The organism is Pseudomonas sp. stari2, assembly GCF_040760005.1.
Lineage (GTDB): Bacteria > Pseudomonadota > Gammaproteobacteria > Pseudomonadales > Pseudomonadaceae > Aquipseudomonas.
The window spans coordinates 2,501,070-2,525,428 of sequence record NZ_CP099760.1; the positions used below are offsets into that span (position 1 = coordinate 2,501,070).

The window sequence follows — 24,359 nt, forward strand, 5'->3', positions numbered from 1 at the left end:
AGTCTGCATCCACCAAGAGTGCCCGGCGCGGTCACCGCGTTGGGCGCAGGCTGATAAAAATAACAGGAGCCAGCATGGGCCAGACTCGTTTTGCCAGTGGACGTCAATTGGATCTGATTTGCCTCGGGCGCCTTGGCGTCGACCTCTATGCGCAGCAGGTCGGGGCACGGCTGGAGGATGTGAGCAGCTTCGCCAAATACCTCGGCGGCTCGTCCGCCAACATCGCGTTCGGCACCGCCCGGCTGGGGCTCAGGTCGGCGATGCTGAGCCGGACCGGCGACGATCACATGGGGCGTTTCCTGATTGAATCCCTGGCCCGTGAAGGTTGCGATGTCAGCGGCATTAAGGTCGATCCGGAGCGACTGACCGCCATGGTGCTGCTCGGTCTCAAGGATCGGGAAACCTTTCCCCTGGTCTTCTACCGTGAAAATTGCGCCGACATGGCGCTGCGGGCCGAAGACATCAGCGAAGCGCTTATCGCCTCCAGCAAAGCCTTGCTGATCACTGGCACCCATTTCTCCAGCGATGGCGTCTATAAGGCGAGCACCCAGGCGCTGGACTACGCCGAAAAGTACGACGTCAAACGGGTGCTGGACATCGACTATCGCCCGGTCCTGTGGGGGCTCGCCGGCAAGGCGGACGGCGAAACCCGTTTTGTTGCCGATCAGAACGTCACTCAGCATGTGCAGAACATCCTTCCGCGCTTCGACCTTGTGGTCGGGACCGAAGAAGAGTTTCTAATGGCCGGCGGTTCCGAGGATTTGCTCACTGCACTGCGCAATGTCCGGCGATTGAGCGCGGCAACCCTGGTGGTCAAGCTCGGCCCGCAAGGTTGCACGGTGATTCACGGAGAGATTCCGGCGCGTCTTGAAGACGGCGCGATTTATCCCGGGGTGCGCGTTGAAGTGCTGAACGTACTGGGCGCCGGCGATGCGTTCATGTCGGGTTTCCTCAGCGGTTGGCTGGAGGACGCCAGCGACGAGCGTTGCTGCCAGTTGGCCAATGCCTGCGGGGGGCTGGTGGTGTCGCGCCATGCCTGCGCGCCGGCGATGCCGACCCGGGCCGAGCTCGATTACCTGTTCAGCAGCCCGGTGCCGATTACCCGGCCGGATCAGGACGCCACCCTGCAACGCCTGCATCAGGTCAGTGTGCCGCGCAAACAGTGGAAGCAACTGTTCATCTTTGCCTTCGACCATCGCGGGCAACTGGTGGAACTGGCCCAGAAGGGCGGACGCGACCTCGGCGCCATCGGTGAACTCAAGCAACTGTTTATCAAGGCCGTGGAGCGGGTCGAAAGCGATTTGCGCGAGCAGGGCATCGAAGCCGATGTCGGGCTGCTGGCGGATCAGCGTTTCGGTCAGGACTCGCTGAACGCCGCGACCGGTCGTGGCTGGTGGGTGGCGCGGCCGGTCGAGATGCAGGGCTCGCGGCCGCTGGCCTTCGAACACGGGCGCTCGATCGGCAGCAACCTGATCGCCTGGCCGCAGGAGCAAATCATCAAATGCCTGGTGCAATTCCACCCGGACGACGAACCGATGCTGCGCCTGGAGCAGGAAGCGCAGATCAAGGCGCTGTATCAAGCATCGCAGGTCAGCGGTCATGAACTGCTGCTGGAAATCATCCCGCCCAAGGATCACCCCTCAGCGCATCCCGACGTGTTGTATCGCGCGCTCAAGCGCCTCTACAACCTGGGCATCTATCCGGCGTGGTGGAAGATCGAAGCGCAGAGTGCCGAGCAATGGCAACAGCTCGACGAACTGATCCAGGCGCGCGATCCCTATTGCCGAGGTGTGGTGCTGCTGGGCCTGAATGCCCCGGCATCAGCATTGGCCGAAGGCTTCCAGCAGGCCAGTCAGAGCCAGACCTGCCGCGGGTTTGCCGTGGGCCGGACGATTTTCCAGGAGCCGAGCCGCGCCTGGCTGGCCGGGGAAATCGATGACGAGACGCTGATCCGCCAGGTACAGGGCACCTTCGTCGAACTGATCGATGCCTGGCGAACGGCCCGGGCCTGAGCCGCGGTTGAACATTCTAGAAATAACAATAAAAGGTGCAGCCATGCCCGCTATCCGAATTGGCATCAACCCGATTTCCTGGAGCAACGACGACCTGCCGTCCCTCGGCGGTGAAACACCGCTGAGCACCGCCCTCAGCGAAGGCAAGGCCATCGGTTATGAAGGCTTCGAACTCAACGGCAAGTTTCCCAAGGACGCCAAAGGCGTTGGTGATGTACTGCGTCCGTATGACCTGGCCCTAGTGTCCGGTTGGTATTCCAGTCGTTTGGCGCGGCGTTCGGTGGCCGAGGAAATCGACGCGATTGCCAGCCATGTCGAGCTGCTGGCGAAGAACGGCGCGAACGTGCTGGTTTACGGTGAAGTCGCCGATTCCATTCAGGGCCAGCGAATTCCGCTGGTCGAACGCCCGCGTTTTCACACCGAACAGGCGTGGCAACAATACGCCGACAAGCTGACCGAACTGGCACGCTTCACCCTGTCCCAGGGCGTGCGTCTGGCGTACCACCACCATATGGGCGCCTACGTCGAATCGCCGTCGGACATCGACACCCTGATGGCGTTGACCGGCAATGAAGTCGGGCTGCTGTTCGACTCGGGCCATTGCTACATGGGCGGCGGTGAACCCTTGCAGGTGCTGCGCAAACACCTGTCGCGCATCTGCCACGTGCATTTCAAGGACGTGCGCAAACCGGTGGTGCAACTGGCGCGCAACAATCTGTGGAGTTTCCCCGACTGCATCATCAACGGCACCTTCACCGTGCCGGGGGATGGTGACATCGACTTCGCCGAGTTGCTGGACGTGCTGCTGGCGGCCGATTACCACGGCTGGCTGGTGGTCGAGGCCGAGCAGGATCCGGCAGTGGCACCGAGTTATGTCTACGCGAAAAAAGGCTTCGACACCTTGCGTGCGCTGCTCGACGAGAGGGCTGCACGATGAGCCTGCTGGTCAAAAGCAATGCCCGTGGCCGGACCATGGTCGAGTTGGCTGAAGGTGAACTGCAATACGTGGGATTCGCCGCCTATCGCTTGAGCCTGGGTGAAACCTTGCCTGTCGCGGCGGGCGACAAAGAGTTGTGCCTGGTGCTGCTCAGCGGTCGGGTCGGCATCCACGGCGAAGCACCGGGGCAGGGTACGTTCAGCTGGGACAACATCGGTGATCGCCAGTCGGTGTTCGAAGATAAATCTCCGTTCGCCGCGTACCTGCCACCCGGCAGTCAGGCTCAAGTGGTGGCGTTGAGTGATGCGCAAGTGGCGGTCTGCGCCGCTCCCGGTTCGACCATCACGGACCTGGGCCCGCGCCTGATCAGACCTGAAACCATGAAGCGCAGCGTGCGCGGCAAGGGCGCCAACACCCGCTATGTCTGCGACATCCTGCCGGACAGCGAGCCGGCGCATTCGCTGCTGGTGGTGGAAGTGCGCACGCCGTCGGGACATTCCTCGAGCTACCCGCCGCACAAACACGACACCGACGACCTGCCGCATCAGAGCTTCCTCGAAGAAACCTACTATCACCAGATCAACCCGCCCCAAGGCTTCGTGTTCCAGCGGGTCTACACCGACGACCGCAGCATCGATCAAGCCATGGCCGTGGAAAACAGCGACCTCGTCGTCGTGCCCAGGGGCTATCACCCGGTCAGCGTGCCGTATGGCTACGAGTCCTACTACCTGAACGTGATGGCCGGGCCGAAACGCGTCTGGCAGTTCCATAACGACCCGCAGCACAGCTGGCTGCTGGATCTCTGAATTCCAACTTTCGCACGGAGAACAAGAACAATGAGCGACGCCCCGGTCATAGGCCATTACCTCGACGGTCAGGTGCAGGACAGCGGTAGCGAACGATTCAGCGATGTCTTCAATCCGGCCACCGGCTCTGTCCAGGCGCGGGTTGGGTTGGCCAGCCAGAAGACCGTGGACGCTGCCGTCGCTTCGGCGCTGAAGGCCTTCCCGGCGTGGTCCGAGCAATCGTCCCTGCGCCGTTCGCGGGTGATGTTCAAGTTCAAGGAATTGCTTGATCGTCATCACGACGAACTGGCCGAAATCATCAGCCGCGAACACGGCAAGGTGTTTTCCGACGCCAAGGGCGAAGTCACCCGAGGCATTGAAATCGTCGAGTACGCCTGTGGTGCGCCGAACCTGTTGAAAACCGAGTTCAGCGACAACATCGGCGGCGGCATCGACAACTGGAACCTGCGTCAGCCGCTCGGCGTCTGCGCCGGGGTCACGCCGTTCAATTTCCCGGTGATGGTGCCGCTGTGGATGATTCCGCTGGCGCTGGTTACCGGCAATTGCTTCATCCTCAAGCCCTCCGAGCGCGATCCGTCCGCCAGTTTGCTGATGGCTCGCCTGTTGACCGAAGCCGGTTTGCCGGACGGCGTGTTCAACGTGGTTCAGGGCGACAAAGCGGCGGTCGACGCCTTGCTGCAGCACCCGGACGTCGAGGCGATTTCGTTTGTCGGTTCGACGCCGATTGCCGAGTACATCCACCAGCAGGCGACCTCGCGCGGCAAGCGGGTGCAGGCGCTGGGCGGCGCGAAGAATCACATGATCGTCATGCCCGACGCGGATCTGGATCAAGCGGCGGATGCCTTGATCGGCGCCGCTTACGGATCGGCCGGTGAGCGCTGCATGGCGATTTCGATTGCGGTCGCGGTCGGCGAAGTCGGCGATCAGCTGATCGCCAAGCTGTTGCCACGCATCGATCAGTTGAAAGTCGGCAACGGTCTGCAAGGCGACAACGACATGGGGCCGCTGGTCACCGCCGAACACAAGGCCAGGGTGGAAGGCTTTATCGATCAGGGCGTGGCCCAGGGCGCGCAGCTGATTGTCGACGGCCGCCACTTCAAGGTACCGGGGGCCGAGAAGGGCTTTTTCGTCGGCGCGACGCTGTTCGATCACGTCACCACCGAGATGAGCATCTATCAGCAGGAAATCTTCGGCCCGGTGCTGGGCATCGTGCGCGTGCCGGATTTCGCCAGTGCGGTGGCGTTGATCAACGCCCATGAGTTCGGCAACGGCGTGTCGTGTTTTACCAGCGATGGCGGGATCGCCCGCGCCTTCGCCCGCAGCATCAAGGTTGGGATGGTCGGCATCAATGTACCCATTCCGGTGCCCATGGCCTGGCATTCGTTCGGTGGCTGGAAGCGCTCGTTGTTTGGTGATCACCATGCCTATGGGGAAGAAGGCATTCGTTTCTACAGCCGCTACAAGAGTGTGATGCAACGCTGGCCCGACAGCATTGCCAAGGGTCCGGAATTCAGCATGCCGACGGCCAAATAAAATCATCTGCGCGGAGAACAACAAGAATGAGTACTCCCCTGCGTTTTGCCCTGAACCGAATGGTCGCTCCACGTTTGTCCCTGCCGGCGTTCATCGACTTGGCGGTGGTCCTCAAGGCCGGTGCCATCGAAATCCGTAACGACCTCAAAGGCGTCGAGATCGAGGACGGCACCGCACCCGAATATGTGCGTGAGTTGTGCGCGGCCAACGGCATCAGCGTGCTGTCGATCAACGCGTTGTATCCGTTTGATGTGTGGAACGACGAGCGCCGCGAGCAGGCCTTGAAGCTGGCGGCCTATGCCCGCGATTGTGGTGCGCGGGGGGTGGTGATGTGTCCGTTGAACGACCGCGCCGATCCGCGCGGCGTCGCCGAACGTTCGTCAGGCCTGCGCACCGCGTTGAGTGAGCTGGCGCCGATCCTGCGTGATCACGACTTGCTGGGTTTCATCGAGCCGCTGGGTTTCAAAGCCTGCTCGCTGCGCCGCAAACGCACGGCGGCGGAGGCGATCAAGGCCGTCGGCGGTCTGGATGTGTTCCGTCTGGTGCATGACACCTTTCACCACCACCTGGCCGCTGAACAGGAGTTTTTCCCCGAGCTGACCGGGCTGGTGCACATCTCCGGTGTCGAGGAAAACGAGGCGCCTCTGGCGGCCCTTGGCGATGGCCACCGGGTGCTGGTGGGCGCGGATGACATTCTCGGCAACGCGGCGCAAATCAACAGCCTGCTCGCTGGCGGTTACAGCGGCTATCTGTCGTTTGAACCGTTCGCCGACAGCGTCCATGGCCTGGCGGATATCCAGACGGCGATCGGCGCGAGCATGGACCACCTGAGCAAATCCCTGAGTTGACAGTGCCCCTTGCAGGGATCGGATCTGAATTTGAAAGGTGCGGTTATGACCACAACAAGATTGACCATGGCCCAGGCCCTGGTGAAATTTCTCGACAACCAGTACATCGAGGTCGATGGCGTTCAGAGCAAGTTCGTCGCCGGGATCTTTACCATTTTCGGCCACGGCAACGTGCTGGGTCTGGGGCAGGCGCTGGAGCAGGACAGCGGTGACCTGATCGTCCATCAGGGCCGCAACGAACAAGGCATGGCCCATGCGGCGATCGGTTTCGCCAAGCAGCATCTGCGGCGCAAGATCTACGCCTGTACCTCGTCCGTGGGGCCGGGCGCGGCGAACATGCTGACCGCTGCCGCCACCGCGACCGCCAACCGGATTCCCTTGCTGTTGTTGCCGGGCGATGTCTACGCCTGTCGTCAACCGGACCCGGTGTTGCAACAGATTGAGCAGTTCCACGACTTGAGCATCAGCACCAACGATGCGTTCAAGGCCGTGAGCAAATACTGGGATCGCATCAACCGTCCCGAGCAATTGATGACCGCGGCGATTCACGCCATGCGCGTGCTCACCGACCCCGCTGAAACTGGCGCCGTGACCCTGGCCTTGCCGCAGGATGTGCAGGCCGAGGCCTACGACTATCCCGATTATTTCCTGCAAAAACGTGTGCACCGGATCGAGCGTCGCCCGGCTACTGAAGCAATGCTCGGCGATGCCGTGGCGCTGTTCAAAGGCAAGCGCAAACCGCTGATCATCTGTGGCGGCGGCGTCAAATACTCGAGCGCCAACGCGGCGTTGCAGGCGTTTGCCGAGCGTTTCGATATTCCCTTCGCCGAGACCCAGGCCGGCAAGAGCGCGGTGGTGTCCAGCCATCCGCTGAACGTCGGCGGCATCGGCGAAACCGGTTGTCTGGCGGCAAACCTGCTGGCCAGGGAGGCGGATCTGATCATCGGGGTCGGCACCCGCTACAGCGATTTCACCACGGCGTCGAAATCCTTGTTCCAGCACCCTGACGTGCAGTTTCTCAACCTCAACATCAGCCCGTGCGATGCCCTGAAACTCGACGGCGTGCAACTGCTGGCGGATGCCCGAACAGGTTTGTCGGCGCTGGCCGAAGCGCTGGGCGACTACCGTTCCGCTTGGGGCGATCAGCCTCGTCAGGCTCGGGCGCAACTGGATGAGGAAGTGGATCGGCTGTATCAGATCGACTATCAGGCTCGGGATTTCATCCCGGAAATCAACGACCACCTCGATCCGGCGGTGTTGCGCGAATTCATCGAGTTGACCGGTTCCTGCCTGACCCAGAGCCGCGTGCTCGGCGTGCTCAATAACAGCCTCGCCGATGACGCGGTGATCGTCGCCGCCGCCGGCAGCCTGCCCGGTGACTTGCAACGCAGCTGGCGCAGCAAGGGGGTGAACACCTATCACGTCGAATATGGATATTCGTGCATGGGCTATGAGGTGAATGCCGCGCTGGGCGTGAAGCTCGCCGAGCCCGAGCGCGAGGTCTATGCGCTGGTGGGCGACGGCTCTTACATGATGCTGCACTCGGAACTCGCCACCTCGATCCAGGAGCGGCGCAAGATCAACGTGGTGCTGTTCGACAACATGACCTTCGGTTGCATCAACAACCTGCAGATGGGCAACGGCATGGACAGCTTTGCCACCGAGTTCCGGTTCCGCAATCCGCAGAGCGGCAAGCTCGACGGTGCTTTCGTACCGGTGGATTTCGCCATGAGCGCGGCGGCTTACGGCTGCAAGACCTACAAGGTGAACACCGTTGAAGAGCTACAGGCGGCGCTGGCCGATGCGCGCTTGCAGACGGTCTCGACCCTGATCGACATCAAGGTTCTGCCCAAGACCATGATTCACGGTTACCTGTCGTGGTGGCGGGTCGGCGTGGCGCAAGTCTCCACCAGCGCCCGCACCGATGCGGTGGCCAAAACCCTGAACGAACGACTGGCCAAGGCCCGTCAGTACTGATTGCCCTGAATCGAACAACCACAAGGAATCCCTTTCATGTCATTGCTTTCCCAAGCGTTGCGGCTAGGCGTCATCGGCACCGGGGCCATCGGCCAGGACCACATCCGTCGTTGCAGCCAGACCTTGCTCAACAGTCAGGTCGTGGCGGTCACCGACATCAATCTGCAGCAGGCGGCCAAGGTCGTGGATGACCTGAAACTGACCGCTGAGGTCTATCCTGACGGCCACGCGGTGATCCAGGCGCCGGACGTCGAGGCGATCCTCGTCACTTCCTGGGGCCCGAGCCACGAAGAGTTCGTGCTGGCCGCGATTGCGGCGGGCAAACCGGTGTTCTGCGAGAAGCCGCTGGCGGTCACTGCCGAAGGCTGCCGCAAGATTGTCGAGGCTGAAATGGCCCACGGCAAACGGCTGGTGCAGGTCGGTTTCATGCGCCCGTACGATGAAGGTTATCGGGCGTTGAAGTCGGTGATCGACAGTGGCCAGATCGGCGAGCCGTTGATGCTGCATTGCGCGCACCGCAACCCGAAAGTGGGTGAAAACTACAAGACCGACATGGCGATCACCGACACGCTGATTCATGAGCTGGACGTGTTGCGCTGGTTGCTCGACGACGATTACGTCTCGGTGCAGGTGGTGTTCCCGCGCAAGAGCAGCAAGGCGCTCGCGCACCTGAAGGATCCGCAGATCGTGCTGCTGGAAACCGCCAAGGGCACGCGCATCGACGTGGAAGTTTTCGTCAATTGCCAGTACGGCTACGACATCCAGTGCGAAGTGGTGGGGGAAACCGGCATCGCCAAACTGCCGGAACCGTCCCAGGTTCAATTGCGCAGCGGGGCCAAGCTGTCCAACGCGATTCTGATGGACTGGAAGGATCGCTTCATAGCGGCCTATGACGTCGAGTTGCAGGCGTTCATCGATGGCGTGCGGGCCGGGCAGGTCGGTGGGCCTTCGGCGTGGGATGGCTTCGCCGCCGCTGTTGCTGCCGATGCGTGCATCGAAGCGCAGAGCAGTGGGGCGATCGTCAATGTTGTACTGCCTGATCGCCCGAGGTTCTACGGCTAACGCTGCTCCCACAACCACCGCGGTTTTCCCGAAACGCGGTGACATAACAATAAGAAGGAGTTCAGACATGCGCATCGGACTTGTCGGTTACGGCCATGGCGGCCGGTTTTTTCATGCTCCGCTGATCAGCAGTCTGCCGGCGGCGACGTTCGTCGGCGTGGTCACCCGTTCAGCGGAGCGCCGACAGTTGCTGGCGGCGGAGCATCCGGGGGTGCCGGCCTTCGACAGCATCGGCCAATTGGTGGAAGCCGGGATCGATGTGCTGGTGGTATCGACGCCCCTCAAGGGGCGGCCGGCACTGGTGCTCGACGGCATCGAACACGGCGTGGCGGTGGTCAGCGACAAGCCGTTCGCCGCCGACTGGCAGCAGGCGCAAACCCTGATCACCATGGCCGAGCGCCAGAATGTACCGCTCAGCGTCTATCAGAACCGGCGCTGGGACTCGGACTTTCTAACCGTACGCAAACTCATCGAATCCGGCGCATTGGGCCAGGTCAGCCGGTTCGAGTCGCGGATCGAGCGTTACTCGCCGTCATCGGTTCACAACGGCAGCGGCGGTGGTTTCCTGCGCGATCTGGGCAGTCATCTGGTCGATCAGGCGCTGTTACTGTTCGGCCCGGTGACGCGGGTCTACGCCGAACTGGACTACCTGGAAAAAGACCAGGCATGCGATCACGGCTTCTTCATGTCCCTGACCCACGCCAACGGCGTGACCTCGCATCTGGGTGGCAGTTGCCTGCAAAACAGCCCCGGCCCGCGCTTTCGGGTGAGCGGTACGCTGGGTTGTTACAGCGTCGAGGGGCTGGACGGGCAGGAGGCCCAAGCGCTGGCCGGGCTCTCGCCGAAAACCGAAGGCGAGCGCTGGGGCGTCGAGGAACATCGACGTTGGGGCTGGTTAGAACACGGAGAAGAGCGCGAACGGGTTCCTTCCGAACGTGGCTGCTGGAGTCAGTTCTATTTGCAGCTACAAATCGCGCTGCAAAACGGGGGGGGCCTGCCCGTGGATGCCCGTGATGCACTGGCGACAACCCGCGTGCTAGACGCTGCGCGACTGAGTTTCAAGCGCCGTCAGGTGGTGGAACTGAGTGAGTTTGCAAGCCATGGAATGAAATCATAATAAAATTCTAAAACAGGTTGATATGGAAAATATTTTCCAATAAAGTCGATTCCAGATTCACTGTCTCGCGACACGTTCCAACGCCTCGACTGCTTGTCCGCTTACTGAAATCGTCATGCCTCATCCATAAAACCAACAAGAATGTGGAGAAAGACTTTTCATGAAGACCAAGACCCGTTTTGCCTCACTGGCCTTGTCCCTGATGTTCGCCAGCGGCGCTGTGCTGGCCGATATGAAGATCGGCGTCAGCATGTCCCAGTTCGATGACACCTGGCTGACCTACCTGCGCGAATCCATGGACAAGAAAGCCAAGTCCTATCCCGACGGCGTCAAGCTGCAGTTCGAAGACGCCCGCAGCGACGTGGTCAAGCAACTGAGCCAGGTCGAAAGCTTCATCAGCCAGAAGGTCGACGCCATCGTGGTCAATCCGGTGGATACCGCCGCCACCAAAAAGATTACTGAAGCGGCGGTGAAGGCCGGCATTCCGCTGGTCTACGTCAACCGCCGCCCCGATGACTTGAACCTGCCCAAAGGCGTAGTAACTGTTGCGTCCAACGACCTGGAGGCCGGCGAGATGCAGATGCAGTATCTGGCCGACAAGATGGGCGGCAAGGGCGACATTGTGATTCTGCTGGGTGATCTGGCGAACAACTCCACCACCAACCGCACCAAGGGCGTCAAGGAGGTGCTGGCCAAATATCCGGACATCAAGGTCGAGCAGGAGCAGAGCGGCGTCTGGCTGCGGGATAAGGGCATGACGCTGGTCAACGACTGGCTGACCCAGGGCCGTAAGTTCGACGCGGTCGTCTCCAACAACGACGAAATGGCGATCGGTGCCGCCATGGCCCTGCAACAGGCCGGCGTCGCCAAAGGCAGCGTCTTGATTGCGGGTGTCGACGGTACGCCGGATGGCTTGAACGCCGTGAAGAAGGGCTCGCTGGCCGCTTCCGTGTTCCAGGATGCCAAGGGGCAGGCCGACGGCTCCATCGATACGGCGGTGAGAATGGCGAAGAACGAGCCGGTCGAGCCGGCGGTCTGGGTGCCGTTCCGCCTGATCACGCCGCAAAACGTTGACCAGTTCAAATAGTCCGTCCGTTCAATAACAACAATAAGCCCGCAAGGTGGCGATCGCTGCCTTGCTGATGGAGTACCTGATCATGTTCGCTTCAGCGACTGCTTCGAGCACCCCTGTGACGGGGAGCCCGCCCACTGCAATACCTGTCGAAGAGCCGTACCTGCTGGAGATCCTCAACGTCAGTAAGGGATTCCCCGGTGTGGTGGCGTTGTCCGATGTGCAACTGCGGGTACGCCCCGGTTCCGTGCTGGCGCTGATGGGCGAAAATGGCGCGGGCAAATCCACCCTGATGAAAATCATTGCCGGCATTTACCAGCCAGACGCCGGCGAACTGCGCCTGCGGGGCAAGCCCGTGATATTCGAAACGCCGCTGGCAGCGCTTCAGGCCGGGATCGCGATGATCCACCAGGAACTCAACCTGATGCCGCACATGAGCATCGCCGAAAACATCTGGATCGGCCGCGAGCAACTCAACGGCTTTCACATGATCGACCACCGGGAGATGCACCGCTGCACGGCGAAACTGCTGGAGCGCCTGCGGATCAATCTCGATCCTGAAGAACTGGTCGGCAACCTGAGTATTGCCGAGCGGCAGATGGTCGAGATCGCCAAAGCCGTGTCCTACGACTCCGACATCCTGATCATGGACGAACCGACGTCGGCCATCACCGACAAGGAAGTCGCCCACCTGTTCTCGATCATTGCCGACCTGAAAAGCCAGGGCAAAGGCATCATCTACATCACCCACAAAATGAACGAAGTGTTCGCGATCGCCGATGAAGTGGCGGTGTTCCGCGACGGCGCCTACATCGGCCTGCAGCGGGCCGATTCGATGGACAGCGACAGCCTGATCTCGATGATGGTCGGTCGCGAGTTGAGCCAGCTTTTTCCGGTGCGTGAAAAGCCGATCGGCGATCTGCTGCTGTCGGTGCGCGACCTCAAGCTCGATGGCATTTTCAAGGGCGTTTCCTTCGACCTGCACGCCGGGGAAATCCTCGGCATCGCCGGGTTGATGGGCTCCGGCCGGACCAACGTGGCCGAAGCGATCTTCGGCATCACGCCCAGCGACGGTGGCGAGATCCGTCTCGATGGCGAGGTAGTGCGCATCAGCGATCCGCACATGGCGATCGAGAAGGGCTTCGCGCTGTTGACCGAGGACCGCAAGCTCAGCGGCCTGTTCCCGTGCCTCTCGGTGCTGGAAAACATGGAAATGGCCGTCCTGCCGCACTACGCCGGCCACGGGTTCATCCAGCAAAAAGCCTTGCGCGCCTTGTGCGAAGACATGTGCAAGAAGCTGCGGGTGAAAACTCCGTCGCTGGAGCAGTGCATCGACACCCTGTCAGGTGGCAATCAGCAGAAAGCCTTACTTGCCCGCTGGCTGATGACCAATCCGCGAATCCTGATTCTCGACGAGCCGACCCGCGGCATCGATGTCGGCGCCAAGGCCGAGATTTACCGGCTCATCGCTTACCTCGCCAGCGAAGGCATGGCGGTGATCATGATTTCTTCGGAGCTGCCGGAAGTGCTCGGCATGAGTGACCGGGTGATGGTCATGCACGAGGGCGACCTGATGGGCACCCTCGACCGCAGCGAGGCGACTCAGGAGCGGGTGATGCAACTGGCTTCGGGCCTGTCCTCGGTTCATTAATGGATACCGCTGGTGGCCGAGGCCGCCGTCGATGATGCGATAGAAAGGTGAGTGGTTATGAACGCGATACTGGAAAACAAACCGGCCACGGCACCGGTCAAGAGTCGCCGGCGCTTTCCGACGGAACTGAGCATTTTCCTGGTGCTGATCGGCATTGGCCTGGTGTTCGAACTGTTCGGCTGGATCGTGCGCGACCAGAGCTTCCTGATGAACTCCCAGCGGCTGGTGCTGATGATCCTGCAAGTGTCGATCATCGGCCTGCTGGCGATTGGCGTGACCCAGGTGATCATCACCACCGGAATCGACCTGTCGTCGGGCTCGGTCCTCGCCTTGTCTGCGATGATTGCGGCCAGTCTGGCGCAGACCTCGGATTTCGCCCGGGCGGTGTTCCCGTCACTGACCGATTTGCCGGTCTGGATTCCCGTGATTGCCGGGCTCGGTGTCGGGCTGCTGGCGGGGGCGATCAACGGCAGCATCATCGCCATCACCGGGATTCCGCCGTTCATTGCCACACTGGGCATGATGGTTTCGGCTCGCGGCCTGGCGCGTTACTACACCGAAGGCCAGCCGGTGAGCATGCTCTCGGACTCCTATACGGCCATCGGCCACGGCGCGATGCCGGTGATCATTTTTCTGGTGGTGGCGGTGATCTTCCACATCGCGCTGCGCTACACCAAGTACGGCAAATACACCTACGCCATCGGCGGCAACATGCAGGCGGCGCGCACTTCAGGCATCAACGTCAAACGCCATCTGGTCATCGTCTACAGCATCGCCGGATTGCTGGCGGGGCTGGCAGGCGTAGTGGCTTCGGCCCGCGCCGCCACCGGGCAGGCCGGGATGGGCATGTCCTATGAGCTGGACGCGATTGCCGCTGCCGTTATCGGTGGTACCAGTCTGGCGGGCGGGGTAGGGCGCATCACCGGCACGGTGATTGGCGCACTGATTTTGGGGGTGATGGCCAGCGGGTTCACGTTCGTCGGGGTTGATGCGTACATCCAGGACATCATCAAGGGGCTGATTATCGTGGTCGCGGTAGTGATCGACCAGTACCGCAACAAACGCAAGCTCAAGCGCTGAAATTAATCGTCCTGGCCTGCCAAGGCGGGATTAAAGCCGATCGAGAGATCGGCTTTTTTATGCCTGTGAAAACTGCTGAGGTGGCTAAGTCGTTCAGGGTTTCTTTTCTTTCATCCCATCCTTTGAGCCGCTGGACGTTTGCGCATCCTTCTCGGTTTCATGGGCCTCTGCACCGGAGTTCGAGCCCGAGGCCTCTTCACCCTTTTTGTCGGCCTTTTCTTCCTTGGACTCGGTGCCTCCCTGGTTGACCCCGGGAATACCGGTAGGCGGGACGGTGCTTCCCGCCATCGCAAGCGGTGCGGTGGCGGATAAAAGGCTTCCAAGCATGAGGGCTGCAATGGTTCTGTTCATCGTCGGGCTTCCGCATCAGGTGAATAAATGTTGGAAGATCTGACGCGGGGGAAAGTGCCGGTCAACTGACGGGCGGGAACTCGGGAGTCACCGGCATTAGCCCCGACGGCATCCATTCGTTCACGGACGCTTCACTGCTCGCGCAGCTGGCTCCAGTCAATGCCGAACCGTGCGAGGTATTTCCTCAAACGGTCGGCATCGTTGGGCTGCGCCTTCGCCTGTCGCGAGACGCCGAAGAGTCGCCTGCCGGCATCCGACAGACTGTCTGCCTGTCTGCAAACCTCCAGCACCGCCTTCAATTGCAATCGATCAAACAGATCCTGCGTCTTGGCATCGCCCGGCAGGTCATCCGCAACACCGCCCGGTTGCGCCAGCCCCCAGGCATACCGCAGCCGATCAATTTCCTCCTCGACCTGCGCTTCATCGATTCGCCCGCTGTCGGCCAGTGTCGCCATGCGCGTGATCGATGCCGAAAGTTCACGGAAGTTACCCAGCCACGCAGCTTCCCGTGAGCTGGCGAACCCCAGATAGCGCCGTCGGGCTTCAAGGTTGAAGCGCACCATTTGGCCGTGTTCGCGCGCGTGGCGTTCAAGCTCGAAATCGATGTTGGGTTCGATGTCTTCGCGGCGGCCTGCCAGGCCTGGCAGGTCGAACGTCCAGAGGTTGATCCGAGCGTAGAGATCTTCCCGGAACAGACCTTCAGCGACGCGACTGCGCAGGTCGCGGTGAGTGCCGGCGATGATCAGGAAGTCGCTGTCGACCTCCTTGTCCGAGCCCAGCGGAAAGAAGCGCTTCTCTTCGATGGCCTTGAGCAGCATGGCTTGTTCGTCCGCCCCGAGTTCGCCGATCTCGTCGAGAAACAACATGCCGCCGTCAGCCGCTCGCAGCAGGCCGTCGCGGGCATTTTGCGCGCCGGTAAAGGCACCTTTGACGTGGCCGAACAGCGCGGACATTGCACCGTCGCCACGCAGGGTGGCGCAGTTGACTTCAACGAAACGCCCCTGCATTTGATGGCGACTGCGTTTGAGCTCGTAGATGCGTCGGGCGAGAAAGGACTTGCCGGCGCCGGTCGGGCCGACCAGTAGCATCGGCGCTTTGGATCGCACAGCCACGCGTTCGATCTGCTCGATGGAACGGTTGAACGCGGTGTTGCGGGTGGCGATGCCGGACTTGAGAAATTCCAGGCCTTCCAGACGTTTGTGGGTGAAGCGTGAGGCAATCCGGTCGTAGCGCGACAGATCCAGGTCGATCAGGGCGTGGGTACCGGTGGCCGGCTCTTCTTCGCTCTTGCGGCGGGCGGGGGAGGTCTGGATCAGGCGTGCCGGCAGGTAGCGCGCCTCGGTCAGCAGGAACCAGCAGATCTGCGCGACGTGGGTCCCCGTGGTGATGTGCACCAGATAGTCCTCACGCTCGGTATCGAAGGTGTATTCGGAGGTGAAGTCGTGGAGGGCGCCGTAGACCTCTTCGAAATCCCAGGGGTTGCGCAGCGCCATCGGGTGCAGGCGCACTTCTGTGTCCGGTGACACCTGACGGATATCCTCGCGAATGCGTTCGGCCAGGCTCGCGTCCCGGGCATCCGTGCCGTGTATCAGTTCCAGTCGATGGATCAAGACATCCGGTTGCTGACACAGGCCCACGCTCGGGCGCCAATGGTTCCAGCGGTTGGCGCCTTTGCCGACGCGATCAAGAGTGGCGCCGATGAAACCGATGGCGACGGTGCGCTTGCTGGACATTGATTATCCTGAAAGATAAATGACGATATCCAATGATAGTGTTCGAGGGCGTTATTTGTCGTGACGAAAATTCAGGAGTACTCGCTATTGAAGTAAAACCTTTAAAAATCAAATAGATAAAAATAACTCACGAACGTTTTCAAAAACTGGCACAGCGGCTGCAATACCTGTCGCAACGAACAGGACAACACAGCGAGATGCCACGATGGCCAACTTCAACCTCTTCAACACGCAATCGAAAAGCCTGCCGGCCTGCGACACCTTGAATGCTTCCGGAGCTGCGGCTTATGCCTACACGCCCAAGCATCAACTGGCCCAACTGGCCGTCACCGGTTGCCTGAATTCGACTTTTTACGCATCTGCTCAAAGTCAGTTTGATCAGGTGTTGAAGCTGGTGGCGGAGCTGGACAGCCGCTACGTGGCGAATGCTGCTCTTTACGCTCGCCAGAAAGGCCATATGAAAGACATGCCGGCCTTGTTGCTGGCGGCGCTGACGGCTCAGCGTTCGGCTTTGGTGCCGGAGGTGTTCGGGCAAGTCGTGGACAGCGGCAAGATGCTGCGCAATTTCGTGCAGATCCTGCGCAGTGGCGCCACCGGTCGCCGCTCCCTGGGTTCTCAACCCAAGCGTCTGGTGCAGAACTGGCTGAACAGCGCAACCGAACGACAGCTGTTGCAGGCATCGATCGGCAATCAGCCTTCGCTGGCGGATGTGGTGAAGATGGTTCACCCAAAACCGTCCGAGGCCTGGCGCGAAGCGTTTTTCGCCTGGCTGATCGGCAAACCGGTGGATGTACAGGCGTTGCCCGCCCTCACTCGCGATTTGCTGGTCTTTCGCAGTGGCGCGAGTGATCAAGTGCCTGAAGTGCCTTTTCAATTGCTCGGTAACGAAACATTGAGCAAGGAGCAATGGGCGGTTCAGGCGCGGAACATGGGCTGGCAGGGGCTGCGCATCAACCTCAATACGCTGGCGCGCCACGGCGCTTTTGAAGTGCCGGGGTGCGCCGAATACGTGGCCGCGCGGTTGGCGGATCCCGAAGCAGTGGCCAGGGCGCGGGTGTATCCGTACCAGTTGCTGGCGGCGTACCGGATGGTCGGCGATGACGTGCCGGCGCTGATTCGCGAGGCTTTGCAGGATGCGCTGGAGCTGTCGTTGACCAATGTGCCGAACCTTCAGGGTGCAGTGGTGGTTTGCCCGGATGTTTCCGGCTCGATGGGCAGCCCGCTGACCGGTTATCGTCAGGGCGCGACCACCGCGGTGCGCTGCATCGATGTGGCGGCGCTGATTACGGCGGCGGTGTTGCGTAAACAGCCGACGGCACGGGTGATGCCGTTCGAATGGAAGGTGGTGGATATCACCCTCAACCCGCGCGACAGTGTGATCAGCAATGCCGAAAAACTTGCGGGCATTTTCGGCGGCGGAACCTGCTGTTCGGCGCCGTTGAAGAAACTGGCGGACAGCAAGGCCAGGGTCGATACGCTGATCATGGTGTCGGACAACGAATCCTGGATTGATGCGCGACGCCAGGGCGCCAGCGAGACGATGCTGCAATGGGAGCGGATAAAGCGGATCAACCCGCAGGCACGCCTGGTCTGCATTGACCTGCAACCGGGTTGGGCAACACCAGCGGCGGATCGTGATGACATCCTGAATGTCGGCGGTTTCAGTGACGCGGTGTTCGATGTGATCGAGCAGTTCACCGCCGGCCGGTACGGACCGCAGCACTGGGTCGAAGCGATTGAAAGCATGGGATGACGCGATGAGCCACCCAATGAATTGATTTGTCACGGGCACTGAATGCCGGTGGGACTACATCCAAGACGTCTCACCAAACCCTTGTCAGTGTGCGTGACGGCACGAATGCCGATGGCTGTACATCTGAGGCCGGCTAACCCCGGTGCGCGGCAACGCGCAACAGTCATCAACTTTTGTCGTGCCACCTTTTTTGAATCTGCCGGCGAATGCCGGTGGAACTACCTGAAGAATCGAGATGATGAAAGAACACACTTACCAATTGCTGGAAGTCGCCAACGGCAAACCGATCAAGCTCTGGACCGAAGGCGTCCCGGTGGAAAACGAAGCGCGCGAGCAGTTGATGAACACGGCGAAGATGCCCTTCATCTTCAAGCATCTGGCGGTCATGCCGGACGTTCATCTGGGCAAGGGCTCGACCATCGGCAGCGTGATTCCCACGGTCGGCGCGGTCATCCCGGCAGCGGTCGGGGTGGACATCGGTTGCGGCATGATTGCCGCGCGAACCTCGCTGACTGCGGCCGATCTGCCGGACAACCTGCATGGCCTGCGCAGTGCCATCGAGCAAGCGGTGCCTCATGGCCGCAGTTCGACCCGGTCGCGCCGGGACAAAGGCGCCTGGGACGAGATTCCGCAACAGGCCGATCAGGCCTGGGCGGCGCTGAGTCCACGGTTCAAGGCGATCACCGACAAGTACCCGAAACTGGCCAACACCAACAACCGCGGGCATCTCGGAACACTGGGCAGCGGTAACCACTTCATTGAAGTGTGCCTGGATGAGGCCAACCGGGTCTGGTTCATGTTGCACAGCGGCTCGCGCGGTGTCGGCAACGCCATCGGCAACCTGTTCATTCAGATGGCCCAAGCGGATATGCGTCAGCACATCGCTAACCTGCCGGATCGTGACCTGGCGTACTTCGAAGAAGGCAGCCGACACTTTGATGATTACGTAGAAGCCGTGGGCTGGGCCCAGGATTTCGCCAAGCAGAACCGGGCGCTGATGATGCAAGCGGTGATTCAGGCCACGCGGCAGATTATCCGCAAGCCGTTCGAAGTCGCGCTGGAGGCGGTGAACTGCCACCACAACTACGTGCAGAAAGAACGGCATTTCGGCGAGGACATTCTGGTTACCCGCAAAGGCGCGGTGTCAGCGAAGAAGGGCGAGTTGGGGATCATCCCCGGTTCGATGGGCGCCAAGAGTTTTATCGTGCGGGGTCTGGGCAACGAAGAATCGTTTTGCTCCTGCAGCCACGGTGCCGGTCGGACCATGAGCCGTACCAAGGCCAAAAACACCTTCACCGTCGAAGACCAGATCCGCGCCACTGCGCACGTTGAATGCCGCAAGGATGCTGAGGTGATCGATGAAATTCCGATGGCCTACAAGGACATCGACAAAGTCATGCACGCCCAGCGTGAGCTGGTTGAAGTGCTGCACACCCTGCGTCAGGTGGTGTGCGTCAAGGGATAACGCGTGCCGCAAGGCGCGCCGGAAAAAGGATTAAAGGACATGAAATTTGAAGAACGACACCCGCTATGCAGCGCCATGCGCGCTCGGGTGTTGGAAGAACTGGCGCGCATAGAACGCGAACGCAATGTCACGGTGCTGTATGCCTGCGAATCAGGCAGCCGGGCCTGGGGTTTTGCCTCGCCGGACAGTGATTACGATGTGCGCTTCGTTTATGTGGAGAAACCTGAGTGGTTCGTCCAGGTCGATGCGCCAAGTGATGTGATCGAGCGACCGCTGGATGACGAGCTGGATGTCAGTGGCTGGGAGCTGCGCAAGACCCTCGGGCTGTTGCGCAAATCCAACCCGACCTTGCTGGAGTGGCTCGACTCCCCGCTGGTTTATCGCAGCGAGACCGCAGCGGTTGCGCAACTGCGGGCGCTGGCCGAGACGTTCTACAGCCCGCCGGCCGCGCGCAATCATTATCTGTCGATGGCGAAGAAGAACTTCCGTGGTTATCTGCAGGGTGAAAGCGTGCGGTTCAAGAAGTATTTCTACGTACTGCGGCCGCTGCTGGCGGTGCGCTGGATCGATCAGGGGCGGGGTCGGCCGCCGATGACGTTCAGCGATCTGCTGAGTACGGTCGATGATCGTGCATTGCTCGATGAAGTCGACGAACTGCTCGCGCTCAAACGCAATGCCGACGAGAGCGCTTACGGTCCTCGTCGTCCGGCGTTGCATGCGTTCATCGAAGCGGAACTCGAGCGTGCGGTGCCAGCATTGCCAAGAACCCGGGAAGATTCGCGGCAGCTCGATCGATATCTGCGGGAAACCGTTGGTTTGTACGCATAAGGAAAAAAATGAAACAGGACGTTATTGAACTGGACGGCGCCATCGGTGGTGGCCAGGTGTTGCGCAGTGCGCTGAGTCTGTCGATGGTGACGGGCCAGGCGTTTCGCATTGAGCGGATTCGGGCCAGACGCAGTCGTCCGGGACTGTTACGCCAGCACCTGACCGCCGTGATGGCGGCGGCTCAAGTCTGCGGTGCAAAGATCCAGGGGGCTGAGCTGGGCTCGCAGACATTGAGCTTCGAGCCGGGGCCGATTCGTGGCGGCGATTATCGCTTTGCCATTGGAACCGCCGGCAGTTGCACACTGGTGTTACAGACCTTGCTGCCCGCTTTGTTGCTGGCGCCGCAAGCCAGCCGTGTGCGGATCAGCGGCGGCACGCATAATCCGCTGGCGCCACCGACCGATTTTCTCAGCCGCAGCTGGTTGCCGCTGCTGCGACGGATGGGCGCGGAGGTTGAACTGACGTTGCTGCGCCACGGGTTCGTACCGGCGGGCGGCGGTGAAATTGACGTCAGGGTGCAACCATCGAAACTGTCAGCACTGCACCTGTGTGAGCGCGGCTTGCCGCTCTCGCAACAGGCGTTTGCGCTAACGGCCGGACTGGCACCGAGCGTCGGTGTGCGCGAGCTCGACAGGGTGGCCCTGCGATTGAAAATGGCGTCAGCAGAATTGAACGCCGTCACCCTTGATCCCGCATGTGGCCCGGGCAATGTGTTGCTGCTGGAATATGCGTTTGAACACGTCACGGAGATCTTCAGCGCTTTCGGTCAAGCCTCACTGCGTTCGGAGAAAGTGGCGGACGCCGCGATCGATCAGGCGGCCGATTGGTTGCACAGCGGTGCAGCGGTGGCAGAGCATATGGCCGATCAACTGTTGTTGCCGATGGTGCTGGCCGGGGGTGGATCGTTTACCACGCCCAGGATGACCGAGCATTTGCACAGCAATATTTCGGTAATCCAGCGTTTTGTCCCCGTCGTCGTCCAGTGCCGGGAAGAAGGCACAGAGCGGTTGAAGGTGGAAATCCGCACCCGGGAGCAATAGGCGGCAAATTGCTGGCCCCCGAACGTTTCAAGTCCCGGCAAACTCGCCTTTTTTCAAAAGGTTAGGTGGGCCATATGCGGACGATTGTCATCACCGTAGCAACGCTTTCCCTCGCTCTGTTCGCGTTGGAGGCCCAAGCCAGGGAGCTGAGCAAGAGCCATCGTTTTGCGTGTACCTGGGGTTCGGACATCGCCGCCGGTGCGCAACAGTCGAAGCTGTCAGGCATTTCCCTGTATGGCGCGCGCAAGCGCTTGCAGGCGCGCAAGTTCCAGCAACCGTGGATGCGCATGACCGCCATGGGTATTACCGAGCAGACTTACGACAGCGCGTCGCGACTCAAGCCGGCGGCCGTCAAGCAAACCTATTACGAACAGTGCGTTCGGCACGAACTGGCCCAACGATGAACGAAAAAGCCCGACCTGAAGAGGTCGGGCTTTTTCATGTCCGGAGCAGTGGCAGCATCATTTGTCACTTTCGCAATTGACCATCCACGACACGCCAAAACGATCCACCAGCATGCCGAAGCGCGCGGCCCAGAAGGTGGCTTCCAGCGGCATGTCGACGCGACCATCCTTGGCCAGGGCGTTGAACACCCGTTCTGCCTCGGCGATGGTGTCGACATTCAGGGAAATCGAGCAACCGCTCATGCCTTGGGTCGGGCGGTCGGGAGTGGTGTCCGAGGCCATGAGCATCTGATCGCCGACTTTCAGGCAGGTGTGGATGATCAGGTTGTGATGCTCTTTGGGTACATGTTCGGCGGCTGGGGTTTCGCCGAAGGTCATCATCGCTTCGAGCTTGCCTTGCAGGCATTGCTCGTAAAACGTGAAGGCAGCGCGGCAGTCGCCGTTGAAGATCAGGTACGGGTTGATTTTCATGGTGGTGCTCCCGAATAGGCAGTGGAACGCTGCGCGGCCGGGTGTGCCGAAGCAGCATCATGGATTGACTCCATCCAGCAAAGCGTTAGAACGCCGGATTGCCAGCCGATGCTGCAAGAATTTCTGTTCAAGGTGACCGATGGTCTGTTGGAAGGGCGTCAGGAGTCGCGCGGGTTCTTCTGCACCGCAGCGCCCGCCACCCGGGCGGCAGGTCGGGTTTGCATCAGCGCATCAATCGCCTTGCGATAGTTCTGTCCGCCCAGCGCCATGCTGTTGTTGTGCGTAGCACCGGGCACCAGCAACAGGCGTTTCGGTTGCCGGGCGGCGGCGAACAGTTGCTCGCTGAAGCGTGACGGCACAAATGCGTCAGCCAGACCGTGCACCACCAGCAACGGCATGTGGATCTCGGCGATCTTGTCGATGGAGTCGAATTTCTGCGACAGCAACCAACGGACTGGAAGGGAAGTGTTGGCCACGGCTGCCGCCACATCCGCCAAGGAGGTAAACGTGGATTCGATAACCAGTCCGCGCACCGGCAATGGGGTGTGATGGCTGGCGGCATCGCGACCGAGTTCGGCAGCCAGATCGATGGCGACTGCGCCACCCAATGAATGCCCGTAGATCAGGCGTTTGTTCGGGTCGGGTTGCAACAGCTGGAAGCGTTCCCAGGCCACTCGCGCATCCTCATACACCGTGCTCTCCGACGGCAGGTCGCCATGACTCTGGCCGAAGCCGCGATAGTCGATGGCCAGTACCGAATAACCCGCCGCGCGCAGTTGCTCGATACGAAACAGTTGCCCGGTCAGATTCCAGCGTACGCCGTGCAGATAAAGGATGGCCGGCGCATCGGCGCGTTCCGCCGGCCACCACCAGGCGTGAATGTTTTGCCCGGCCTTGAAGCTTTTCGGTTGCAGGTCGAGTTCCTGCACGCTGCCGGGCAATCCGTGATACCAGCCGGCGGTGCCCGGTTCGATGCGAAACAAGAGTTTGCGTTCGGTGTGTTCCAGCACAGCACAACTCGCCGGCACGCCGATAATCAGGGCAGCCATGCAGGCGAACGCCAGACGGCGGCGTCGAAGTCGGGTCATGAAGGCAAGGAACATTAAACGTTTCACCACGGCGTGGACAAAGAACGCTTTTTACCAGATGCCTTGACCCGCGCGTGACATTTTCGACCACCGCACGCCTGCAACGATTACAAAATGCTGCAACGACTCAGTTGACCGTCAGCACGATCTTGCCGATGTGGTCGCCCGCTTCCATGCGCGCATGGGCTTTGGCCGCTTCGGCGAGCGGGTAGATCTGGTCGACGATCGGCAGGCAGCGCCCGGCAGCCAGCACTGGCCAGACGTGTTCGCGCAATTGATCGGCGATGGCTGCCTTTTCCGCAGAGGTCCGGGCACGCAGGAGGGAACCGGTGACCACCGCACGCTTGCCGAGGATCGCCAGCAGATCGATGTCATTGGCTCGCGCGCCACCGAGGAAACCAAGCATCACCAACCGCCCATCCATCCCCAAGGCGCTGATGTTCCCGTTGAGGTACGAGCCGCCCATGATGTCGAGAATCACATTCACGCCCTGGCCAGCGGTTTTCTCGGCGATGACAGTCGCGAAATCCTGTTCCCGGTAGTTGATCGCTTCGCCGCCCAGATTGCGGATCGCTGCGCATTTGTCGGCGCTGCCGGCGGTGGCGAAGGCTTCGATGCCAAACTCGCGGCACAGCATCAATGCGGTGGTGCCAATGCCGCTGGTGCCGCCGTGGATCAGGGCGCGCTGACCACGGCTGGCGCCGCCGAGGCCGAACAGATTGGCCCATACCGTGAAAAAGGTTTCCGGAATGGCCGCTGCCTGAATCCAGTCCAGCCCATCGGGGATTGGCAGGGCCTGGCCGGCCGGGACTGTGCAGTACTCGGCATATCCTCCGCCATTGGTCAGCGCGCAGACCCGGTCACCCACCGCAAATCTGCTGACACCGCTGCCAATCGCCACGACCTCGCCGGCCACTTCAAGGCCCGGAATCGGGTTCATGCCGGGCTTCATCGGGTACTTGCCGGCGCGTTGCAGAGCGTCGGGGCGATTGATGCCGGCGGCGTGCACGCGGATCAGTATTTCGCCTTCTGAAGCAATCGGCAGCGGCACGCGTCGGGATTGCAGAACTTCGGGCCCGCCCGGTTCGGTGATTTCGATGCGGGTCATTTCAGTGGGCAATGTCATTTTCG

The 24,359-nt window shown here is 61.0% G+C and carries 21 protein-coding genes; 16 read left to right on the forward strand and 5 right to left on the reverse strand.

Annotated elements, in window-relative coordinates; genetic code table 11:
- The first annotated feature begins 74 nt into the window (after positions 1–74).
- The 11 genes from iolC to NH234_RS11505 all read left to right on the forward strand — a co-directional run bounded on the left by iolC (position 75) and on the right by NH234_RS11505 (position 14,095).
- On the forward strand, positions 75–2,012 hold the full coding sequence (gene iolC / locus NH234_RS11455; protein ID WP_367256541.1) for a 5-dehydro-2-deoxygluconokinase: 1,938 nt from the start codon (positions 75–77) through the stop codon (positions 2,010–2,012).
- 43 nt (positions 2,013–2,055) lie between these two features.
- On the forward strand, positions 2,056–2,949 hold the full coding sequence (gene iolE, locus NH234_RS11460; RefSeq protein WP_085732508.1) for a myo-inosose-2 dehydratase: 894 nt from the start codon (positions 2,056–2,058) through the stop codon (positions 2,947–2,949).
- On the forward strand, positions 2,946–3,755 hold the full coding sequence (gene iolB, locus NH234_RS11465) for a 5-deoxy-glucuronate isomerase (protein ID WP_085732509.1): 810 nt from the start codon (positions 2,946–2,948) through the stop codon (positions 3,753–3,755). The genes iolE and iolB overlap by 4 nt, the downstream gene beginning before the upstream one ends.
- Before the next feature lie 30 nt (positions 3,756–3,785).
- Positions 3,786–5,288: a CoA-acylating methylmalonate-semialdehyde dehydrogenase gene (locus tag NH234_RS11470; protein WP_367256542.1), complete on the forward strand. Its 1,503-nt coding sequence runs from the start codon at positions 3,786–3,788 to the stop codon at positions 5,286–5,288.
- Positions 5,289–5,314: 26 nt separating this feature from the next.
- Positions 5,315–6,136 carry a TIM barrel protein gene (locus NH234_RS11475; protein WP_367256544.1) on the forward strand — a complete coding sequence of 274 codons (822 nt, stop codon included), beginning with the start codon at positions 5,315–5,317 and terminating at the stop codon, positions 6,134–6,136.
- A 45-nt stretch (positions 6,137–6,181) separates the two neighbouring features.
- Positions 6,182–8,113 (forward strand): 3D-(3,5/4)-trihydroxycyclohexane-1,2-dione acylhydrolase (decyclizing), encoded by a 1,932-nt coding sequence (gene iolD, locus NH234_RS11480; protein WP_085732512.1) that lies wholly within the window; start codon positions 6,182–6,184, stop codon positions 8,111–8,113.
- Positions 8,114–8,149: 36 nt separating this feature from the next.
- The gene (locus tag NH234_RS11485; RefSeq protein ID WP_085732513.1) at positions 8,150–9,175 is read left to right on the forward strand and encodes a Gfo/Idh/MocA family protein; all 1,026 of its coding nucleotides are present in this window, start codon (positions 8,150–8,152) and stop codon (positions 9,173–9,175) included.
- Between the two features lie 67 nt (positions 9,176–9,242).
- Complete coding sequence (locus tag NH234_RS11490) at positions 9,243–10,292, forward strand: Gfo/Idh/MocA family oxidoreductase (RefSeq protein WP_367256547.1); 1,050 nt, start codon at positions 9,243–9,245, stop codon at positions 10,290–10,292.
- Between the two features lie 160 nt (positions 10,293–10,452).
- Positions 10,453–11,379, forward strand: coding sequence for a sugar ABC transporter substrate-binding protein (locus NH234_RS11495; protein ID WP_085732515.1), 927 nt, complete (start codon positions 10,453–10,455; stop codon positions 11,377–11,379).
- 70 nt (positions 11,380–11,449) lie between these two features.
- Entirely contained in the window at positions 11,450–13,015 is a 1,566-nt protein-coding gene (locus NH234_RS11500; protein ID WP_367256549.1) for a sugar ABC transporter ATP-binding protein, read from the forward strand.
- A 57-nt stretch (positions 13,016–13,072) separates the two neighbouring features.
- Positions 13,073–14,095, forward strand: coding sequence for an ABC transporter permease (locus tag NH234_RS11505; RefSeq protein ID WP_007956055.1), 1,023 nt, complete (start codon positions 13,073–13,075; stop codon positions 14,093–14,095).
- Between the two features lie 93 nt (positions 14,096–14,188).
- Here the strand turns inward: NH234_RS11505 and NH234_RS11510 are convergent, their stop codons facing one another.
- Entirely contained in the window at positions 14,189–14,446 is a 258-nt protein-coding gene (locus NH234_RS11510) for a hypothetical protein (protein ID WP_085732516.1), read from the reverse strand.
- A gap of 131 nt (positions 14,447–14,577) precedes the next feature.
- Entirely contained in the window at positions 14,578–16,179 is a 1,602-nt protein-coding gene (gene rtcR, locus NH234_RS11515) for an RNA repair transcriptional activator RtcR (RefSeq protein WP_367256551.1), read from the reverse strand.
- A 205-nt stretch (positions 16,180–16,384) separates the two neighbouring features.
- Here rtcR and NH234_RS11520 point away from each other — a divergent pair, with 205 nt between their 5' ends.
- The 5 genes from NH234_RS11520 (at position 16,385) to NH234_RS11540 (ending at position 21,669) form a co-directional block, all read left to right on the forward strand.
- Positions 16,385–17,932: an RNA-binding protein gene (locus tag NH234_RS11520; protein WP_367256553.1), complete on the forward strand. Its 1,548-nt coding sequence runs from the start codon at positions 16,385–16,387 to the stop codon at positions 17,930–17,932.
- Between the two features lie 238 nt (positions 17,933–18,170).
- Positions 18,171–19,397 (forward strand): RtcB family protein, encoded by a 1,227-nt coding sequence (locus tag NH234_RS11525; RefSeq protein WP_367256555.1) that lies wholly within the window; start codon positions 18,171–18,173, stop codon positions 19,395–19,397.
- 39 nt (positions 19,398–19,436) lie between these two features.
- The gene (locus NH234_RS11530) at positions 19,437–20,225 is read left to right on the forward strand and encodes a nucleotidyltransferase domain-containing protein (protein WP_367256557.1); all 789 of its coding nucleotides are present in this window, start codon (positions 19,437–19,439) and stop codon (positions 20,223–20,225) included.
- 8 nt (positions 20,226–20,233) lie between these two features.
- Entirely contained in the window at positions 20,234–21,265 is a 1,032-nt protein-coding gene (gene rtcA, locus NH234_RS11535; RefSeq protein WP_367256558.1) for an RNA 3'-terminal phosphate cyclase, read from the forward strand.
- A 74-nt stretch (positions 21,266–21,339) separates the two neighbouring features.
- The gene (locus NH234_RS11540; RefSeq protein ID WP_007956060.1) at positions 21,340–21,669 is read left to right on the forward strand and encodes a hypothetical protein; all 330 of its coding nucleotides are present in this window, start codon (positions 21,340–21,342) and stop codon (positions 21,667–21,669) included.
- 57 nt (positions 21,670–21,726) lie between these two features.
- Here the strand turns inward: NH234_RS11540 and NH234_RS11545 are convergent, their stop codons facing one another.
- The 3 genes from NH234_RS11545 to NH234_RS11555 all read right to left on the reverse strand — a co-directional run bounded on the left by NH234_RS11545 (position 21,727) and on the right by NH234_RS11555 (position 24,354).
- Complete coding sequence (locus NH234_RS11545) at positions 21,727–22,140, reverse strand: VOC family protein (protein ID WP_085732520.1); 414 nt, start codon at positions 22,138–22,140, stop codon at positions 21,727–21,729.
- Positions 22,141–22,298: 158 nt separating this feature from the next.
- Positions 22,299–23,243: an alpha/beta fold hydrolase gene (locus tag NH234_RS11550; RefSeq protein ID WP_085732521.1), complete on the reverse strand. Its 945-nt coding sequence runs from the start codon at positions 23,241–23,243 to the stop codon at positions 22,299–22,301.
- A gap of 112 nt (positions 23,244–23,355) precedes the next feature.
- Positions 23,356–24,354 carry an NAD(P)H-quinone oxidoreductase gene (locus NH234_RS11555; RefSeq protein ID WP_367256560.1) on the reverse strand — a complete coding sequence of 333 codons (999 nt, stop codon included), beginning with the start codon at positions 24,352–24,354 and terminating at the stop codon, positions 23,356–23,358.
- Between the last annotated feature and the right edge of the window lie 5 nt (positions 24,355–24,359).

What these genes read in the sequence shown, in the direction of transcription:
- iolC (WP_367256541.1), top strand. Translation starts at nt 75, where the DNA reads ATGGGCCAGACTCGTTTTGCCAGTGGACGTCAATTGGATCTGATTTGC.
- iolE (WP_085732508.1), top strand. Translation starts at nt 2,056, where the DNA reads ATGCCCGCTATCCGAATTGGCATCAACCCGATTTCCTGGAGCAACGAC.
- iolB (WP_085732509.1), top strand. Translation starts at nt 2,946, where the DNA reads ATGAGCCTGCTGGTCAAAAGCAATGCCCGTGGCCGGACCATGGTCGAG.
- NH234_RS11470 (WP_367256542.1), top strand. Translation starts at nt 3,786, where the DNA reads ATGAGCGACGCCCCGGTCATAGGCCATTACCTCGACGGTCAGGTGCAG.
- NH234_RS11475 (WP_367256544.1), top strand. Translation starts at nt 5,315, where the DNA reads ATGAGTACTCCCCTGCGTTTTGCCCTGAACCGAATGGTCGCTCCACGT.
- iolD (WP_085732512.1), top strand. Translation starts at nt 6,182, where the DNA reads ATGACCACAACAAGATTGACCATGGCCCAGGCCCTGGTGAAATTTCTC.
- NH234_RS11485 (WP_085732513.1), top strand. Translation starts at nt 8,150, where the DNA reads ATGTCATTGCTTTCCCAAGCGTTGCGGCTAGGCGTCATCGGCACCGGG.
- NH234_RS11490 (WP_367256547.1), top strand. Translation starts at nt 9,243, where the DNA reads ATGCGCATCGGACTTGTCGGTTACGGCCATGGCGGCCGGTTTTTTCAT.
- NH234_RS11495 (WP_085732515.1), top strand. Translation starts at nt 10,453, where the DNA reads ATGAAGACCAAGACCCGTTTTGCCTCACTGGCCTTGTCCCTGATGTTC.
- NH234_RS11500 (WP_367256549.1), top strand. Translation starts at nt 11,450, where the DNA reads ATGTTCGCTTCAGCGACTGCTTCGAGCACCCCTGTGACGGGGAGCCCG.
- NH234_RS11505 (WP_007956055.1), top strand. Translation starts at nt 13,073, where the DNA reads ATGAACGCGATACTGGAAAACAAACCGGCCACGGCACCGGTCAAGAGT.
- NH234_RS11510 (WP_085732516.1), bottom strand. Translation starts at nt 14,446, where the DNA reads ATGAACAGAACCATTGCAGCCCTCATGCTTGGAAGCCTTTTATCCGCC.
- rtcR (WP_367256551.1), bottom strand. Translation starts at nt 16,179, where the DNA reads ATGTCCAGCAAGCGCACCGTCGCCATCGGTTTCATCGGCGCCACTCTT.
- NH234_RS11520 (WP_367256553.1), top strand. Translation starts at nt 16,385, where the DNA reads ATGGCCAACTTCAACCTCTTCAACACGCAATCGAAAAGCCTGCCGGCC.
- NH234_RS11525 (WP_367256555.1), top strand. Translation starts at nt 18,171, where the DNA reads ATGAAAGAACACACTTACCAATTGCTGGAAGTCGCCAACGGCAAACCG.
- NH234_RS11530 (WP_367256557.1), top strand. Translation starts at nt 19,437, where the DNA reads ATGAAATTTGAAGAACGACACCCGCTATGCAGCGCCATGCGCGCTCGG.
- rtcA (WP_367256558.1), top strand. Translation starts at nt 20,234, where the DNA reads ATGAAACAGGACGTTATTGAACTGGACGGCGCCATCGGTGGTGGCCAG.
- NH234_RS11540 (WP_007956060.1), top strand. Translation starts at nt 21,340, where the DNA reads ATGCGGACGATTGTCATCACCGTAGCAACGCTTTCCCTCGCTCTGTTC.
- NH234_RS11545 (WP_085732520.1), bottom strand. Translation starts at nt 22,140, where the DNA reads ATGAAAATCAACCCGTACCTGATCTTCAACGGCGACTGCCGCGCTGCC.
- NH234_RS11550 (WP_085732521.1), bottom strand. Translation starts at nt 23,243, where the DNA reads ATGTTCCTTGCCTTCATGACCCGACTTCGACGCCGCCGTCTGGCGTTC.
- NH234_RS11555 (WP_367256560.1), bottom strand. Translation starts at nt 24,354, where the DNA reads ATGACATTGCCCACTGAAATGACCCGCATCGAAATCACCGAACCGGGC.